The organism is Thiomicrospira microaerophila, assembly GCF_000934765.1.
Classification (GTDB): domain Bacteria; phylum Pseudomonadota; class Gammaproteobacteria; order Thiomicrospirales; family Thiomicrospiraceae; genus Thiomicrospira; species Thiomicrospira microaerophila.
Map to the genome: position 1 here is coordinate 30,299 of NZ_JYNN01000019.1, position 14,128 is coordinate 44,426.

At 46.2% G+C, this 14,128-nt stretch carries 15 protein-coding genes and 1 tRNA gene; 2 read left to right on the forward strand and 14 right to left on the reverse strand.

All coding sequences use genetic code 11. From position 1 onward, the window contains the following. Positions 1-39: 39 nt before the first annotated feature. From apbC to NA59_RS07725, 3 genes are all read right to left on the reverse strand, one after another. Positions 40-1,164: an iron-sulfur cluster carrier protein ApbC gene (gene apbC / locus NA59_RS07715; protein WP_096777602.1), complete on the reverse strand. Its 1,125-nt coding sequence runs from the start codon at positions 1,162-1,164 to the stop codon at positions 40-42. Positions 1,165-1,455: 291 nt separating this feature from the next. Beyond that, positions 1,456-3,219 carry a single-stranded-DNA-specific exonuclease RecJ gene (locus NA59_RS07720; protein ID WP_044410548.1) on the reverse strand — a complete coding sequence of 588 codons (1,764 nt, stop codon included), beginning with the start codon at positions 3,217-3,219 and terminating at the stop codon, positions 1,456-1,458. 79 nt (positions 3,220-3,298) lie between these two features. Further along, positions 3,299-3,547, reverse strand: a complete 249-nt coding sequence (locus tag NA59_RS07725) for a hypothetical protein (RefSeq protein WP_044410551.1) — start codon at positions 3,545-3,547, stop codon at positions 3,299-3,301. Between the two features lie 83 nt (positions 3,548-3,630). Between NA59_RS07725 and NA59_RS07730 the strand changes: the two genes are divergently transcribed. Continuing rightward, the gene (locus tag NA59_RS07730) at positions 3,631-4,410 is read left to right on the forward strand and encodes a hypothetical protein (protein ID WP_044410622.1); all 780 of its coding nucleotides are present in this window, start codon (positions 3,631-3,633) and stop codon (positions 4,408-4,410) included. Between the two features lie 66 nt (positions 4,411-4,476). Here NA59_RS07730 and NA59_RS07735 read toward each other — a convergent pair whose 3' ends face one another. Further along, the gene (locus NA59_RS07735; protein ID WP_044410554.1) at positions 4,477-4,698 is read right to left on the reverse strand and encodes a hypothetical protein; all 222 of its coding nucleotides are present in this window, start codon (positions 4,696-4,698) and stop codon (positions 4,477-4,479) included. A 69-nt stretch (positions 4,699-4,767) separates the two neighbouring features. Continuing rightward, the gene (gene murB / locus NA59_RS07740; RefSeq protein WP_044410557.1) at positions 4,768-5,793 is read right to left on the reverse strand and encodes a UDP-N-acetylmuramate dehydrogenase; all 1,026 of its coding nucleotides are present in this window, start codon (positions 5,791-5,793) and stop codon (positions 4,768-4,770) included. A gap of 72 nt (positions 5,794-5,865) precedes the next feature. On the opposite strand from murB, the gene NA59_RS07745 reads away from it, so the two are divergent. Next, positions 5,866-7,314, forward strand: a complete 1,449-nt coding sequence (locus NA59_RS07745) for a sodium-dependent transporter (RefSeq protein ID WP_044410560.1) — start codon at positions 5,866-5,868, stop codon at positions 7,312-7,314. A 56-nt stretch (positions 7,315-7,370) separates the two neighbouring features. Here the strand turns inward: NA59_RS07745 and NA59_RS07750 are convergent, their stop codons facing one another. The 9 genes from NA59_RS07750 to gluQRS form a co-directional block, all read right to left on the reverse strand. Then, complete coding sequence (locus NA59_RS07750) at positions 7,371-7,847, reverse strand: cyclic nucleotide-binding domain-containing protein (RefSeq protein ID WP_044410563.1); 477 nt, start codon at positions 7,845-7,847, stop codon at positions 7,371-7,373. A gap of 49 nt (positions 7,848-7,896) precedes the next feature. Next, a complete protein-coding gene (locus tag NA59_RS07755) occupies positions 7,897-8,127 on the reverse strand; it encodes a hypothetical protein (RefSeq protein ID WP_044410566.1) in 231 nt (76 codons plus the stop codon). Beyond that, positions 8,128-9,279: a succinyl-diaminopimelate desuccinylase gene (gene dapE, locus NA59_RS07760; protein ID WP_044410569.1), complete on the reverse strand. Its 1,152-nt coding sequence runs from the start codon at positions 9,277-9,279 to the stop codon at positions 8,128-8,130. After that, positions 9,276-9,608, reverse strand: coding sequence for a Spx/MgsR family RNA polymerase-binding regulatory protein (locus tag NA59_RS07765; RefSeq protein WP_044410573.1), 333 nt, complete (start codon positions 9,606-9,608; stop codon positions 9,276-9,278). The genes dapE and NA59_RS07765 overlap by 4 nt, the downstream gene beginning before the upstream one ends. 56 nt (positions 9,609-9,664) lie before the next feature. Continuing rightward, positions 9,665-10,492: a 2,3,4,5-tetrahydropyridine-2,6-dicarboxylate N-succinyltransferase gene (dapD, locus tag NA59_RS07770; protein WP_044410576.1), complete on the reverse strand. Its 828-nt coding sequence runs from the start codon at positions 10,490-10,492 to the stop codon at positions 9,665-9,667. Between the two features lie 230 nt (positions 10,493-10,722). Continuing rightward, positions 10,723-10,798: transfer RNA gene (locus NA59_RS07775), tRNA-Asn, on the reverse strand. Positions 10,799-11,039: 241 nt separating this feature from the next. Next, positions 11,040-11,615 carry a hypothetical protein gene (locus tag NA59_RS07780; RefSeq protein WP_052501537.1) on the reverse strand — a complete coding sequence of 192 codons (576 nt, stop codon included), beginning with the start codon at positions 11,613-11,615 and terminating at the stop codon, positions 11,040-11,042. Between the two features lie 15 nt (positions 11,616-11,630). Next, positions 11,631-13,232, reverse strand: coding sequence for a bifunctional aminoglycoside phosphotransferase/ATP-binding protein (locus NA59_RS07785; RefSeq protein WP_044410579.1), 1,602 nt, complete (start codon positions 13,230-13,232; stop codon positions 11,631-11,633). Beyond that, complete coding sequence (gene gluQRS / locus NA59_RS07790; protein ID WP_044410581.1) at positions 13,229-14,119, reverse strand: tRNA glutamyl-Q(34) synthetase GluQRS; 891 nt, start codon at positions 14,117-14,119, stop codon at positions 13,229-13,231. The genes NA59_RS07785 and gluQRS overlap by 4 nt, the downstream gene beginning before the upstream one ends. Between the last annotated feature and the right edge of the window lie 9 nt (positions 14,120-14,128).

Sequence of the window (14,128 nt, forward strand, 5' to 3'; positions counted from 1 at the left end):
CGCTATTATAACGCCTGAGCAGGCTTTGAGTGATGGATTCTAGCTATTCTCGATCACAATTTTTGGGAAGGCGGCGCTGTAGTTTCGCTTGCTGTCAGCTAATTGACCACTAATTTTAAAGCTGATCTCGCGATACTTGTTAGCATAGGCGCCATCCGGTTCGGCCACCATGCTGGGTTTGCCTTGGTCGGCCTGTTGGCGAATCGCCATCGCCAGTGGCATCGCGCCTAAAAATGGAATCTTATAGGTTTCGGCAAGTTTTTCTCCGCCTTGCTCACCAAAAATCGCTTCCTCATGGCCGCAATTTGAGCAAATATGGGTGCTCATGTTTTCAATAATGCCGAGGACAGGGATATTAACCTTTTCAAACATCTTGTACGCTTTTTTAGCGTCAATCAAGGCTAGGTCTTGCGGTGTGGTGACAATCACCGCACCGGTGACAGGGATTTGTTGGGCAAGCGTGAGCTGCACATCGCCCGTACCTGGGGGTAAGTCAATAATCAAATAATCCAAGTTATCCCAAGCGGTTTCCTTCAAAAGCTGGGTGAGGGTTTGGGTCACAATTGGCCCGCGCCAAATCATCGGTGTGTCTTCTTCGATTAAAAAGCCAATTGACATGGCTTGCAAACCATGCGCTTGCATGGGCTGCATGCTTTTGCCGTCTTCGGAGCTGGGCTTGCCATGCAAACCTAGCAAGGTCGGCAGGCTAGGGCCATAAATATCCGCATCTAACACACCAACGCGTGCGCCTTGTTCAGCCAGCGCTAGGGCAAGGTTGATGCTGGTGGTCGACTTGCCTACGCCACCTTTTCCCGAACCCACCGCAATAATATTCTTGATTTGCGGTAGGGCTTGAACGTTTGGCTGGGTTTGGTGGGCTTTTATTTTAATTTGGTGGTGGATGCGTATTTGGTCTAGGCCTTCAATTTGGCACAGTAGGTTACTCAATTTTAATTGGGTTTCCGCCTGCAAAGATTTGGCGGGGTAGGGCCAGTTCAGTGTAAAGGACAGGGTGTTTTTTTTAAAACTCAATGATTGTATGCTGTGAGCCGTATTTAAATCGGTGCTCATATAGGGTAGCGTGAAATCGACTAAGCTGTTGTCGATGTCTTTTTTTAGTTGTTCACTGATACCATCACCAAATAAACGATTTAATAACCCCATTGTTCACTCCAAAGTGTAAAAATAATTCTCGACTAATTTTATCAGGAATTAATTCTGTGTGTGACAGATTTAGCCCTGTAGATAGGGCAAACGCATCTTAAGTAAATAATAAATCAACAACTTAAAAACAGGTCTCGCTCGCACGCTACCCCCCCGTCATTCCGGCGAAGGCCGGAATCTAAAACCTACGACACAAAACCTCAAGCGATCCCGCCCTAGGCCGGGATGATGTACATAAAACTCGCGGCAACCTCTTGCGGGCCTAAGCCTGTCGCACTTAACCCGCGAACCTTACTGTTTCAGTGCGACCTGTATCATTAGTTGTAAGCTATCACGCCCCATATAGCGATTGAGCTTAGGCTGATATACGCATTTCACCCAGTCGTGCTGTGTAAAGGGAAGGGCATCGCCAGCCTGATCCAGTGCGCCAAAATACACGGCCTTTATCGGTTGATTCGCGTTCTCAGGTAGCAACCTTAGGCTTAAATGCGTTTGGGTTTTACCAATAGGGCGAACATCCAAAACCTTAAATTTGCCCTCAAATTGTGGCTGGGGCCATTCCCGGCCATAAGGTTCAAGTTGGTCAATTTGAAAAACTAAATCTAGATTGAGGTGCGCGGCCTCCAGCTCACCATCGGTTTCAATCACCGGGCTAGGAATGCGCTCGCCCAACTGTATTTTTACCGCTTGTTCAAGTAATTCGGTAAAGCGAGGGTAGTCGTCAAGTTTGATTTGACAACCCGCCGCGCCCTTGTGACCGCCTTTCGCGATGAACAGACCGGGTTGTTGCGCTTCGATCCAATTAAAGGCTTGAATTAAATCCATTTCCGGAACCACACCCCGCCCACTGCCCGCTAAGGTACCATCATTCAGGTCGGTCATTGCAACGGTCGGTACGCCGTATTTTTCACCCACACGGCTGGCGATAATGCCTTGAATTCCCGCATTCCCCTCCAGCGCAATCGCCAGACTAAAACGTTGGGGGTGGTAAAGGGCGGCGGCCTTTTCATAGGCTTGTTGCATCATGCCTTCTTGTTGCTGACGACGTTCTAGGTTATCGGCCTCAAGCTGTTGTAAGTGGTGTTGTGCTTGTTCAATGTCATCGGCATTTAAAAAATGAAACGCGCTGGTCACGTCATTGACACGGCTGGCGGCATTGATGCGCGAGGCGACATGAAAGGCTAAAAACTCGGCATTATAGGGCAGGTCGTTATTATTGTTAAACAAGCGAAACGCTTGCCAACTTGGGTGGTCAAACTGATTGATTTGTTGAAGCCCAGCCAGCACAATCGCTCGGTTGTTTGGGCTTTTAAGGCTCACGCTATCGGCAATCGTGCCAAGTGCCACATGGCGAGTTAGGCTCTTTAAACTCGGTGCATCTGGCTTTAAATAGCCACGCTGAATCAATGCGTGGCGCACCTGACTCATCACGAGAAAAATAACAAAACAACCGGCAATGGTTTTGTCATATTCACAATCGGCTTGCTGTGGGTTCACTGTACAGGTGGCGCTGGCAGGAGGGCCTTCTTCAGGCAGGTTATGGTGATCGGTGATGCAGACTTTAATACCTGCTTGCGCCAAGCGCGCAATGCGGGGCTCGTCACTGGAGCCCTGGTCAGCGGAAATAACCAAGCTGATCGGCTGTTGCAGCGCCAGAATTTCATCGCACATTTCATCGGTAATGCCATAGCCATTTTTACGTTCGCCGATTAAATGGATTAAGCGGCTTTTATCCACACCAAAATGGTCAAGCAACGCACGATGCGCCACCCACGCCGAGGTCACCCCATCGGTATCATAATCGGTAGCGAGCACAATCAGCCCATCGGACTCGATAGCGTCGGCAATCAGCTCGGCCGCTTGCTGAGCATTTTTAAGTTGCAACGGATGTTGTAGGTGTTTAAGTTGTGGGTAAACCGTTTGGGTTAAGTCTTCATCCGTCTCAAGACGCTGAGCGACTAATCGGGCTTGAATCGGGGTCAGTCCTAACTCAAGTGCCGATTGGTATACTTTGGGGTTGATGTGACGTTGTATTATACGAGTTGGTTTAATCATGAGAATCTAGCGCTTAATTTGAATGCTAGGCATTTTAACAGACTCCGTGTTGTTGGGTCGGTTTTCATCTGTTTTGCGCTTAGTCCTCCATCATTGCGCGAACAACATCGGCCTCCGGAAAGCCAAATACATACATCGCTGCAAAAGCCAATAAAAACACGGTGCGAGTGGGGCCGCTAAAGCGAATCACAGGGTGAGCAAGTATGGTAAAGCCGACGGCGCTGACAACAGAACCCCATGCACCTAATGAGAGTGCCATTAAAACAGCAAGCGCCCCGAAGCCCATGACATAATAGTGCCAAGTAAATGGCGGACGTGGTTTGTCCATTGCGTCTCCTTAAAAAGCTGTTTACACTGTTACAAAATTTTTTACTATTCTATAGCAAATTTCTTATTGAAGAGGATAACAAAATGAATAAAACAGTGGTCGTGGTCGGTTTAGGGGAGTTGGGCAGTGTGTTCGCACGCGGATTTTTAAAACTCGGTTATACCGTCGTACCGGTGACGCGTCATCATCGCATGCAGGATCATGTTGGTTTGTTAAATCCCGAAGCGGTGATTATCGCGGTCGGGGAGGGCGATATTCACGCCCTTTTAACCGAAGTGCCTGTGGAATGGAAAGACAAGGTGGTGTTAATTCAAAACGAACTGTTGCCGCGCGATTGGTTGGCGCATTCGTTTGAAAACCCAACGGTAATATCGGTGTGGTTTGAAAAGAAAAAGGGCATGGATACTAAAGTCGTCATTCCTTCGCCAGTTTTTGGTCCTAAAGCGGCGCTTGTGTCGGCGGCTTTAGCTACGCTTGATTTACCTAGTTTTATTGTTGAGTCGGCGGATGCGTTAGAGTATGAACTCGTGTTAAAGAATTTATATATTTTGACGACCAATATTGCCGGTTTAGCCGTAGGGGGGAATGTGGCGCAGCTCGCCGGTGGACACGCTGATTTAATGAACGCGGTGGCGGAAGATGTGTTAAAAATTCAAGACTGGCTCACGTATCGTTTGCAAGATCGCACTCAACTCATGGCTGGGTTGAAAAAAGCATTTGAAGGTGATCCGCAACACAATTGCATGGGCCGCTCCGCACCTGTACGTTTACAGCGTGCGCTTGGTTTTGCTTTGGAAGCCAACCTGGAGGTACCGGCATTACGAGACATTGCAGATAAACACCTTAATCCCCGTCTTTCTTGAACAACCTGATGTGTATTTTCAATCACCGAGACAGGACGCTATAGCCCGGATATTTTATAAATAACCTTAAGCCATCACATCGAGTAAACGGCCAATCATTTGATCGGCCGTTTTAAGTGCTTTTGCATTGACTTCAACGAGGTTGGCATCGAGTTTTTGTTGAACCAGGGCTTGCGTTTTATCCGGTTGATTGGGGTCAGCCAATTGTTGGCTCGTTTGTGTAAAATTATTAAAGCCTGTTTGAATGCCGCTATAGGCGTTCATCATGGGGTTAGATGAAATGTTCATAAGCGTTCCTTTTGTTATCGTGTTTTGCTTTAATCAGTGTACTTGTTGGCTGACTAAGCGCCTGTCGGACTAAAAAATATTGACCTCAGGTTCTAGGTGTATGCCAAATTTATGCATGACTTCATTTTGAATTTTTTTTGAAAGCTCAACAACATCTTCACCTTGCGCGCCACCTAGATTGATCAGTACCAGTGCATGCTTCTTGGATACCGCGGCACGTCCGGCCGTGAGCAGGTTGGCTCCCGCATTTTCAATCAGCCAAGCAGCCGGAATCTTGAACTGTCCATCAAGCATTTTGTGGTTTGGAATAGGTTCGCCAATTTCTTGTGTGATCTGTTCAAAATAGTCAGCCGATACAATCGGGTTTTGAAAAAAACTGCCCGCATTGCCATATTCTTTGGGGTCAGGTAGCTTTAGTTTGCGAAGCGCAATAATCGCCTCAAAAACATCGCGTGGGGTAATGTTGTTTTTATCTTGTTCTTGCAGGGCTATTTTTAACGGCTCATATACCAAGTTAGCTTGACCTGCATGGAGCTTGCGCAGCCTAAATGTAATGCGGTGCACTAGCATTCGATTGCGTTGTTCTTGTTTAAAAATGCTACTTCGATAACCAAATTGACAGTCTGCGTTACGGTATTCGGTACGGGTACCATCATATAAATTTAATGCTTGGATACGTGTAATGCTGTCGCGCGCTTCTGCACCATAGGCGCCAATGTTTTGTACGGGTGCGGCCCCCACAGTACCTGGAATGTAGGCGAGATTTTCAAGCCCCCACCAACCTTTATTAACGGTATATTCAACGAGTTTATGCCAGTTCATCCCCGCGCCAACGGATAACCATACACCATCTTGGTCTTCCTTCACAAGGCGTATTTTGTCATAGCTGCATCGAATAATGAGGCCTTCTATATCATGGGTAAATAAGATATTACTTCCATCGCCCATAATCGTCCAAGGGAGTGACGCCAGTTTTAGGTCAGAGCGTAAAACAGTAATATCACTTTGGCGGTTAACCTCAACATAGTAACGCGTTTTAGTTGGGATATTAAATGTGTTTAAATGTGTTATCGGGTAGTTGGCTTGAATGTGCATGGTTTTTGCTTTGTTTGCTATAATTCAAAAAATGATTGATATAAACCTTCCGCAATTATAAAGGAAAACCCTATGGCACTTTTAAAACTTTCCAAACAATCCTGGTCATCTCAAACTGTTTTTATTATGGCGGCGGTTGGATCGGCGGTTGGGCTGGGTAATATCTGGAAGTTTCCCTATATTGCGGGCGACAATGGGGGCGGTGCTTTTGTGTTGGTTTATTTGGCCTGTATTGTGATTATTGGTTTACCCATTTTGTTATCTGAAATAGCATTGGGTCGCGCAGGTCAAGCCAATCCGGTGCAAGCCATGGCCAATTTGGCGCATGAAAGTAAGGCATCTAAACTTTGGGCCGGGCTGGGTCTTAATGGTGTTTTGGCGGGTTTATTGATTTTATCTTTTTACACGGTGATTGCTGGCCTGGCGTTAGCCTACTTTTTTAATAGCCTGCAAGGTCTGTTTATTGAGATGAGTGCCGAGGCGGCGCAAGGCTTGTTTGAGGCTACGGTGTCAAACCCTTGGACCTTGTTGTTTTGGCATAGCATGATGGTGTTGTTAACGATTTTAATTGTTTCTCGTGGTGTCCGTGGTGGTTTAGAAAAAGCGATTAACTTGATGATGCCCGGTTTGTTTTTAATCCTATTGGTGTTGCTTGGTTATGCGACCACGACCGGAGCGTTTGGGCAAAGTTGGACCTTTATGTTCAGCGCTGATTTTTCTAAGTTGAGTTGGCAGGCCGTGATGGTTGCGATGGGGCATGCGTTTTTTACCTTGAGTATTGGTTTAGGGACGATGATGGCGTATGGGGCCTATGTTGGTAAAGAAATGTCCATTGCGAAAGCGAGTGTTTCTATTGTTATTATGGATACTTTGATTGCGATATTAGCAGGCCTGGTTGTGTTTTCTATTGTGTTTGCCAACGATTTAGCACCGGGTGCGGGGCCGGGTTTATTATTCCAAACACTGCCGATTGCGTTTGGTCAAATGGGCGCGGGTTGGTTATTTGGTACGCTGTTTTTTTTGTTAGTTGTCATGGCGGCACTGACGTCGGCTATATCGTTAATTGAGCCGGCGATCAGTTGGTTTGAACAAAACTGGGGTTATACACGTGCAAAATCGGCATGGATACTGGGTGGTTTAGTCTGGTTTGTTGGCTTAGGTACGGTGTTGTCGTTTAATTATTGGGAAACGCTTTATATTGTGGGTGAGCGAAACTTTTTCTCTTTATTGGACTTTATTACCTCGAGTATTATGTTGCCGCTAGGTGGCTTGTTTATTGGTATCTTTGTCGCTTGGGCGATGCGCCCAGAAACACGTTTGGCGCAAATTGAGTTAAAAGGTCGTCTATTAGCCCTGTTTAATTTTAGCCTGCGTTACGTGACGCCGTTTGCAGTGATTTTTGTTTTTGCGTCTAATTTATCATCAGAGTGGCGCACTATTGGGGTGATTATGGCGTTAAGTGTAGGGATTTATGGCATGTATATTTACAAGGTGCTTAAGCGAGCGGGTAAGTTAGGTTAGTCTTCAGGTTTTAGATCTTCCCGACGTCGTTGCGCGAAGATCTAAAAAATCAAGGTTTACATGTATTGATTCGTCACGAAACGGTTCATTTCCATAAAGCGTGTATTGAGTTCACGCTGGAGTTTGTGTGAAGCGCGTAAAATGGCGCGCATGACGTGATAAACCGCTGTAGGCTGCGTTTCGATTAGCTTTTCAAAATCAGCACGATGTAAAATGATCGCTTCGCTATCCGCACGCGATTTGAGAGTCATTGAGTGAGGTTCACCATCAATGAAACTCAATTCGCCAGCCAGTGCACCAGGCTTTAATGTAGCCATCACTGTTTCATCTTTTTGACCATAGTTTTTGATGACGTCTATTTTTCCGGAGACCAAAACATAGAGTTGGTCATCTGATGCGCCTTCGCGGAAAAGAATTTCATCTTTTTTTAATGAACGATGGCTAGATATAGCGGATACAGCCAGACATTCTTCTTCATTTAAGTCGGCACCCAGTACCGATTGAGCAATGGTTTTTATATCTTGATCACTCATAGTTTTTCCTTTTGTTATTGCTTTAATTTCAACGCTTTTATTTTGTTGGTTAATACACCAGCTCAACGGGATAGAGCCAATTAAACACCGCCGTCATGCCATAAACAAAGACAAACACCAGTACAAAGACGATAAGAATCGACAGGGCTTGTTTGTTATCAATGAACTTTTTCTTCCATTCTTCGTTTTTAACCAGCGGCCAAATTAGCCAAATAAACACCACCACGGCGGCAACCTGAACAAAAATCAAAAATGCTTGTACCCAAAATGGAAGTTCCATTTAAGCCACCTTGGTTAATAAGTTAACGAGTATTTGATAATAAATATCCGTGAGTTGGTTTAAGTCTGACACACTAACACGTTCGTTGATTTTATGGATCGTATCGTTTAAGGGCCCAAATTCGATGACTTGTGCACCGGTGGGGGCGATAAATCGACCGTCCGATGTGCCGCCAGCGGTAGAGAGTTCGGGACGATAGCCTAAAACTTGTTCAATGGCGTCACCGGTCGCCTGAATAAGTAAACCCTCGGCAGGGGTTACAAACGGGAGGCCAGATAGGTTCCACTCTAACTCGTAGTTTAAGTTAAACGGCGCCAGGCAATCAATAACACCTTGCTTGAGTGTTTCAGGGGTGTGTTCGGTTGAAAAGCGGAAGTTAAACATTACTAACATATCGCCTGGAATGACATTGGTTGCGCCTGTACCTGACTGAACATTGGATATTTGCAAACGCGTTGGCGGGAAGTAATCATTGCCTTGATCCCACGCTATACCAGTTAAGGCGGCTAAAGCGGGCAGGGCTTTATGCACAGGATTATCAGCTAGTTGAGGGTAAGCAATATGCCCTTGTACGCCTTTAATCGTTAAACGTCCATTTAGAGAACCACGCCGTCCGTTTTTGATTGAGTCCCCAAGCTTTATATCGCTGGAGGGTTCGCCCACTAAACAATAGTCGATTTTTTCTTGACGTGCCTCAAGGGTTTCAATCACTTTAACCGTGCCATTCACTGCAGGGCCTTCTTCATCGCTGGTGATCAAGAAGCCAATCGAACCTGGGTGATCAGGATAGTCGTTTACAAAGCGTTCGGTTGCTATCATAAAGCACGCAATCGCACTTTTCATGTCCGCGGCACCTCGTGCGCAGAGCATGTCGCCCTCAATTTCAGCGCTAAAGGGTGGATATTGCCATTTTTCAACCGGACCGGTTGGGACGACATCGGTATGCCCGGCAAAAACGACGAGCGGTTTGGATTGACCTTTTCGTGCCCAAAGGTTGGTCACTTCACCAAAGGGCATAGATTCACTTTTAAAACCTAGGTCAGACAAAAAATCAGCGATGATCGTTTGGCAACCCTTGTCGTCTGGTGTCACTGAGTCGATTTGTAATAACTGACGTGCCAGTCTAAGGGTGGGTGTTGTGTTCGGATTCATAAACTTTGATACTCGGCTAGGTTGAACCCAATGAGAATGCGATGATCCGTTTGCAAAACGGGGCGCTTAATCAGGGTAGGTAGTTGGCAAACGAAGGTTAAATCCTGATTTTCAACCGCGTGTTTTTGTTCATCGGTTAAGGTTTTCCAACTCGTGCTACGCGTGTTGATTAATTGGCTATAATCGACCTGTTTCAACCAGGCCTGGATGATATCAGGGGTTAAACCCTGTTTGCGAAAATCATGAAACTGGTATTCATGACCTTGTAATTCTAAGGTTTTTTTGGCTTTGCGAACGCTGTCACAATTGGCAATCCCATAAAGAATCATAGGCGAGCTCTGTTTTTTTCAAGGGCGTTATAAAAACGCCCTAGTGTGAGTAGAAATTAAATATCGCGTAAAAGTTCGTTGATGCCGACTTTGCCAAGTGTTTTGGCATCGACTTTTTTCACGATAACGGCACAGTAAAGACTGTATTTACCGTCTTTAGAAGGTAAATTACCTGAAACAACGACCGAACCCGCCGGCACGCGACCATAATGGATTTCACCGGTTTCACGATCATAAATGCGGGTTGATTGGCCAATATAGACGCCCATTGAGATCACCGAGCCTTCTTCAACAATCACGCCTTCAACCACTTCAGAGCGTGCACCGATAAAGCAATTGTCTTCGATAATGGTTGGCGCGGCTTGTAATGGCTCTAATACGCCGCCGATGCCAACACCGCCAGATAAATGCACGTTTTTACCAATTTGAGCGCAAGAGCCAACCGTTACCCAGGTGTCTACCATGGTGCCAGAATCTACATAGGCGCCTATATTGACATAAGAAGGCATTAATACGGTACTTGGGGCAATATAAGAACCGCGACGGGCCATCGCAGGCGGAACCACGCGGACTCCCGCCGCTTCAAAATCCGCTTGTGAGTAATCGGCAAATTTAGACGGTACCTTGTCAAAGTAACGCGTTTCAGATGAATTCATCAACACATTGTCTTCGGTACGAAACGACAATAAAACGGCTTTCTTTAACCACTCGTTGACAGTCCATTTGCCCACTGATTGACGCTCAGCCACACGCATCTTGCCAGAATCTAAAAGGTGAAGAGACTCTTGAATGGCGCGTTTAGTTTCCGCATCGACGTTTTTCGGGGTGATTTCAGCACGACGCTCAAACGCCGCTTCGATAATTTGTTGTAAATCTGCAGACATAATCTTCTTTTCCACTCGTTAAAATAAAATTTAATTTTACGATTATAGCAGTTTAGTGCCAGCAGTTCAGCAAATTAATCACACAGGAGGGGTAACCGATGCGCGTGGGATGTTGGCGTGGATGAGTCAAAACCAAGGCCAAGGGAAAAAATATTTCGGGTATTGTTTACGGTATCGCGCCCCCAGAAACGAAAAAACCCCAGTTAAATTAATAACTAGGGTTTAATGTTTGGCTCCCCAACCTGGACTCGAACCAGGGACATACGGATTAACAGTCCGCTGTTCTACCAACTGAACTATTGGGGAGTGGTAGTTCAAGCTGCGTTGCTTGATGTGGCGTATTATAGAGAAACCGCAGACCTTTGCAACCCTTTTTTTTTAAAAAATGAATAAATTTTTTGCTGTTTATAAGGGTTTTAATCAAATTCTTTAAATATCAATTATTTGCAAAAGCTCGCTGCTCATTCGTTTTTTGGAATAGCGGGCGCTGGGCACGATAAAGACGCAATTTTGGTGTTATTCACCATGTTGCTCGTTTGGTAAGTGACTATCTTCGGTTGTTTGCAAGGTTTTCGGGTTCTTCTATTTTAGCGGCGAAGGGATCACGAGCGAGTTTGTATTCGACAAATATCGGTTGATAAGGACTGCTGCCTCGGTGATCTATTTTAATGGTGATGTCTTCTGTTTCCCAGATGTAACTTGGATAGCTTAGGCCCCCTTCGCGTTGTTTACGTAGTACTTTTGGAGGTTGCCCAAGCTCGGCACTCAGCAGGCGCGCTAGATCCTGTGTTGTGATATCTCGGTATTCGTTAATTAAACGAACGCCGCTTCGTCGATAGAGTCGCTTGGCGGATACAATTTGCCCATTGGCATCATAGCGAAACTCTAAATAATAGCTGTCGCGCAGATTAGATACCGGAAAAAACTTATCTACATTGGGATGGTTAAATGTGGCGCGCTCCTGTTGGAATCCACCGATATGGCGAATATGTTGCCGCACTTGAGTTTGATTGGCGTTAAACAGGTCAATGCCGACCAGTTTTACTTGATCTAAGTTGGCGGCTTGTAGGCCTATGGTTGGGCTTGACGTGGCTAAAACCAATGCCAAAATCCTGAACTTCATACCGGTTCCGTTTACCTATTGATGAAGCTTAGGTAAAGCAGATTGCATGCCAATAATCAGTGCCGGTTCGTGGTCTAGTGGCGGTTCGAATTGCATAAGTTGACGACGCATCACCTGTGCGTTGGCATCGGATGGATCGGTGTTTTGTTGCTGGCGTTGCTGAATCAGTTTTTCGGCTTGTTTTGCATCGGGTTGAATCGAAATGATCAGCGCCTTGGCATTCAATGCCTCCGCTAGCTCAAGGAAACGTTGGCGATGGCTGGCCTTTAAAAACGTGGCATCAACCAGCGTGTTTAAACCCGCTTGCAGCGCCGCGCTGGCAGATTGGTAGAGTCGGTCATAGGTGGCGATATTCATTTCTTGACTATAAAGGTGTTGTTTTTGTTGCTCATCCACCCGATAAGCGGGCGCGATGCCAAACAGGCGCTTGCGTTCGCGGTCCGAGCTGATGATGATCGCGCCTGTTTGCTGATGAACTTGGTTAGCATAATAGCTTTTGCCTGAACCGGATACGCCTTGCATGATATACAAGCAGGGCGTGTTGTTCTGTAGGTAGGCATAGGATTCAGCTAGCGTGATATAGGTGAGCAAGCTCTCAAGACCCTGTTTGGCTTCCTGTGTTTTAGGGTCAAGTTGCAGGTAGCGCAACCCAGTAATTTTGGCGCGCACCAGTGCGCGATAAGTTTGGTAAAACCGCAATAAAACCAAACCCGCATAATCGCCGGTATTTTGCAGCGTCAGATTTAATAGTTGCTGGCTGAGCGCCTGTTGTTGTCGGTAATCCAGGTCGGTCAATAAGAAAGCAAGATCACTCAGGGTGTCAATCCAGCGAAATTGATCATTAAACTCAATGCCATCAAATAACAGCGGTTCGCCTTGGTAAAGGGTGATGTTATCAAGGTGAAGATCGCCATGACAGGCGCGCACATGACCCTCGGCTTGACGTTGCTCAATCAGAGGTGCTAGCAGGGTGTGTTGGTTTAATGTCCAGTTTTGCAATTGTTTTAAGCGTGTTTTGATCTGCTCAGGCTGTATGTTCGCATCGCTGATCGCCAGCTCCGCTTGGTCGAGCAAAGAAAGTAGCGAAGGGAAGTTATCTGTCATCGGTTGCAACACACAGGTTGGCGAGCCTAAAAAGTCACCGGGTTGCACGGGTTCCGCTTGCTGGTGTAAGTCCACAATTGCTTGGGCGAGTTGTTCAATTTGTGTTTGACTCAATCTATGGTCTTTTAGGTAGCGGCTTAAAACGTTGCTGGGATCAAATTGGCGCATTTTGACCAGCGTATCCACCTCAACCAGGCCTGGTTGAACATCAAAGCTAAATACCGTTGGATTTTGGCTGGATTGATAAACAGGCACAACCGAGTGATAAATTTGTGGCGCGGTGCGTTGATTGAGTGTTAACTCAAGTTCACAAAAGTGTTTACGTTGGGAGGCTTGGCTAAAGTTTAAAAAGCCAAAATTAACCGGTTTTTTCAATTTGTACGCCCATTCGCCAGTTAAAAACACCGCTGAGATATGGGTTTCTATCAGCTGAACGGATTCAACTTCAGCGGGATAGTTTTCGGGGTTTTGTAGCCAACTTATCAAGGCGTTATAGTGGTTTGAGTCGTTCATAGAGAAAGGTGTCCTATTTCAGCCTTGGCGGGAATCCTGTCGCGCTGCCAGTTTGCGATCGCCCATTGCCATAGCGCATCAAGGTTAGCGGTCTGCAGCGCAGCGGGCGGGTTTTGATTTAGAAATTTTAACACGTTAAATAGGTTGTCAATCGCATCCTGTTTAACAATAGCGGGGCTGGCCGCCGATTTGCTGAGTTTAACTTGTTGGTTGTTAACAGCAATCGGGTGGTGGCCGTAAGCGAGTGTTTTAGCGGCGAATGCATGCGTAATGAGTTGCTGCGCAAAGCTGCTCCCCATCAGATCATAGCCCCGAATGACATGAGTAATCCCCTGTTCCAAATCATCCAGCGCACAAGCGAGGTGATAACCGATAAAGCCATCACGGCGCTTAATAATAAAGTCCCCTAGTGATGTTATTGGGTTAATGGATTGTTCGCCTTGAATCAGATCGGGGTAGCTGAGTGGCTGACGGCCATCGATTTTATAGCGGATAGCGTGATCCCTGTCGGCAGTGAGCTGTTTGTGTCTGCAAAAACCATCATAAACAGTAGAACCCGTGCGTTGCTGGAGTTGTTTGCGACTGCAATCGCAAGGGTAGGCTTGCTGCTGGCTAAGAAGCTGTTGAAGGGCATCCTCATAGCGTTGGGGGTGTTGAGATTGATAAAACACCGCTTTATCCCAGTGAAAACCATAATCCTCAAGCTGTTGTAATAGGGTAGGGATGGCGTGCTGAACGACACGCGGTGTGTCAAGGTCATCAATACGAACAAGCCACAAGCCTTTGTTTGCTCGCGCATCTAAATAGCTTGCTGTGGCGGCAATTAATGACCCAAAATGCAATGCGCCTGATGGGCTAGGCGCAAATCGTCCAACATAGTTTTGCATCAGATAATA

Coding starts and splice junctions, on each gene's coding strand:
- NA59_RS07750 (WP_044410563.1), bottom strand. CDS start 7,847: ATGAGTGATCAAGATATAAAAACCATTGCTCAATCGGTACTGGGTGCC.
- apbC (WP_096777602.1), bottom strand. CDS start 1,164: ATGGGGTTATTAAATCGTTTATTTGGTGATGGTATCAGTGAACAACTA.
- NA59_RS07765 (WP_044410573.1), bottom strand. CDS start 9,608: ATGATTCTTTATGGGATTGCCAATTGTGACAGCGTTCGCAAAGCCAAA.
- NA59_RS07755 (WP_044410566.1), bottom strand. CDS start 8,127: ATGGAACTTCCATTTTGGGTACAAGCATTTTTGATTTTTGTTCAGGTT.
- NA59_RS07780 (WP_052501537.1), bottom strand. CDS start 11,615: ATGAAGTTCAGGATTTTGGCATTGGTTTTAGCCACGTCAAGCCCAACC.
- NA59_RS07745 (WP_044410560.1), top strand. CDS start 5,866: ATGGCACTTTTAAAACTTTCCAAACAATCCTGGTCATCTCAAACTGTT.
- murB (WP_044410557.1), bottom strand. CDS start 5,793: ATGCACATTCAAGCCAACTACCCGATAACACATTTAAACACATTTAAT.
- dapD (WP_044410576.1), bottom strand. CDS start 10,492: ATGTCTGCAGATTTACAACAAATTATCGAAGCGGCGTTTGAGCGTCGT.
- NA59_RS07735 (WP_044410554.1), bottom strand. CDS start 4,698: ATGAACATTTCATCTAACCCCATGATGAACGCCTATAGCGGCATTCAA.
- NA59_RS07785 (WP_044410579.1), bottom strand. CDS start 13,232: ATGAACGACTCAAACCACTATAACGCCTTGATAAGTTGGCTACAAAAC.
- gluQRS (WP_044410581.1), bottom strand. CDS start 14,119: ATGCAAAACTATGTTGGACGATTTGCGCCTAGCCCATCAGGCGCATTG.
- dapE (WP_044410569.1), bottom strand. CDS start 9,279: ATGAATCCGAACACAACACCCACCCTTAGACTGGCACGTCAGTTATTA.
- NA59_RS07720 (WP_044410548.1), bottom strand. CDS start 3,219: ATGATTAAACCAACTCGTATAATACAACGTCACATCAACCCCAAAGTA.
- NA59_RS07730 (WP_044410622.1), top strand. CDS start 3,631: ATGAATAAAACAGTGGTCGTGGTCGGTTTAGGGGAGTTGGGCAGTGTG.
- NA59_RS07725 (WP_044410551.1), bottom strand. CDS start 3,547: ATGGACAAACCACGTCCGCCATTTACTTGGCACTATTATGTCATGGGC.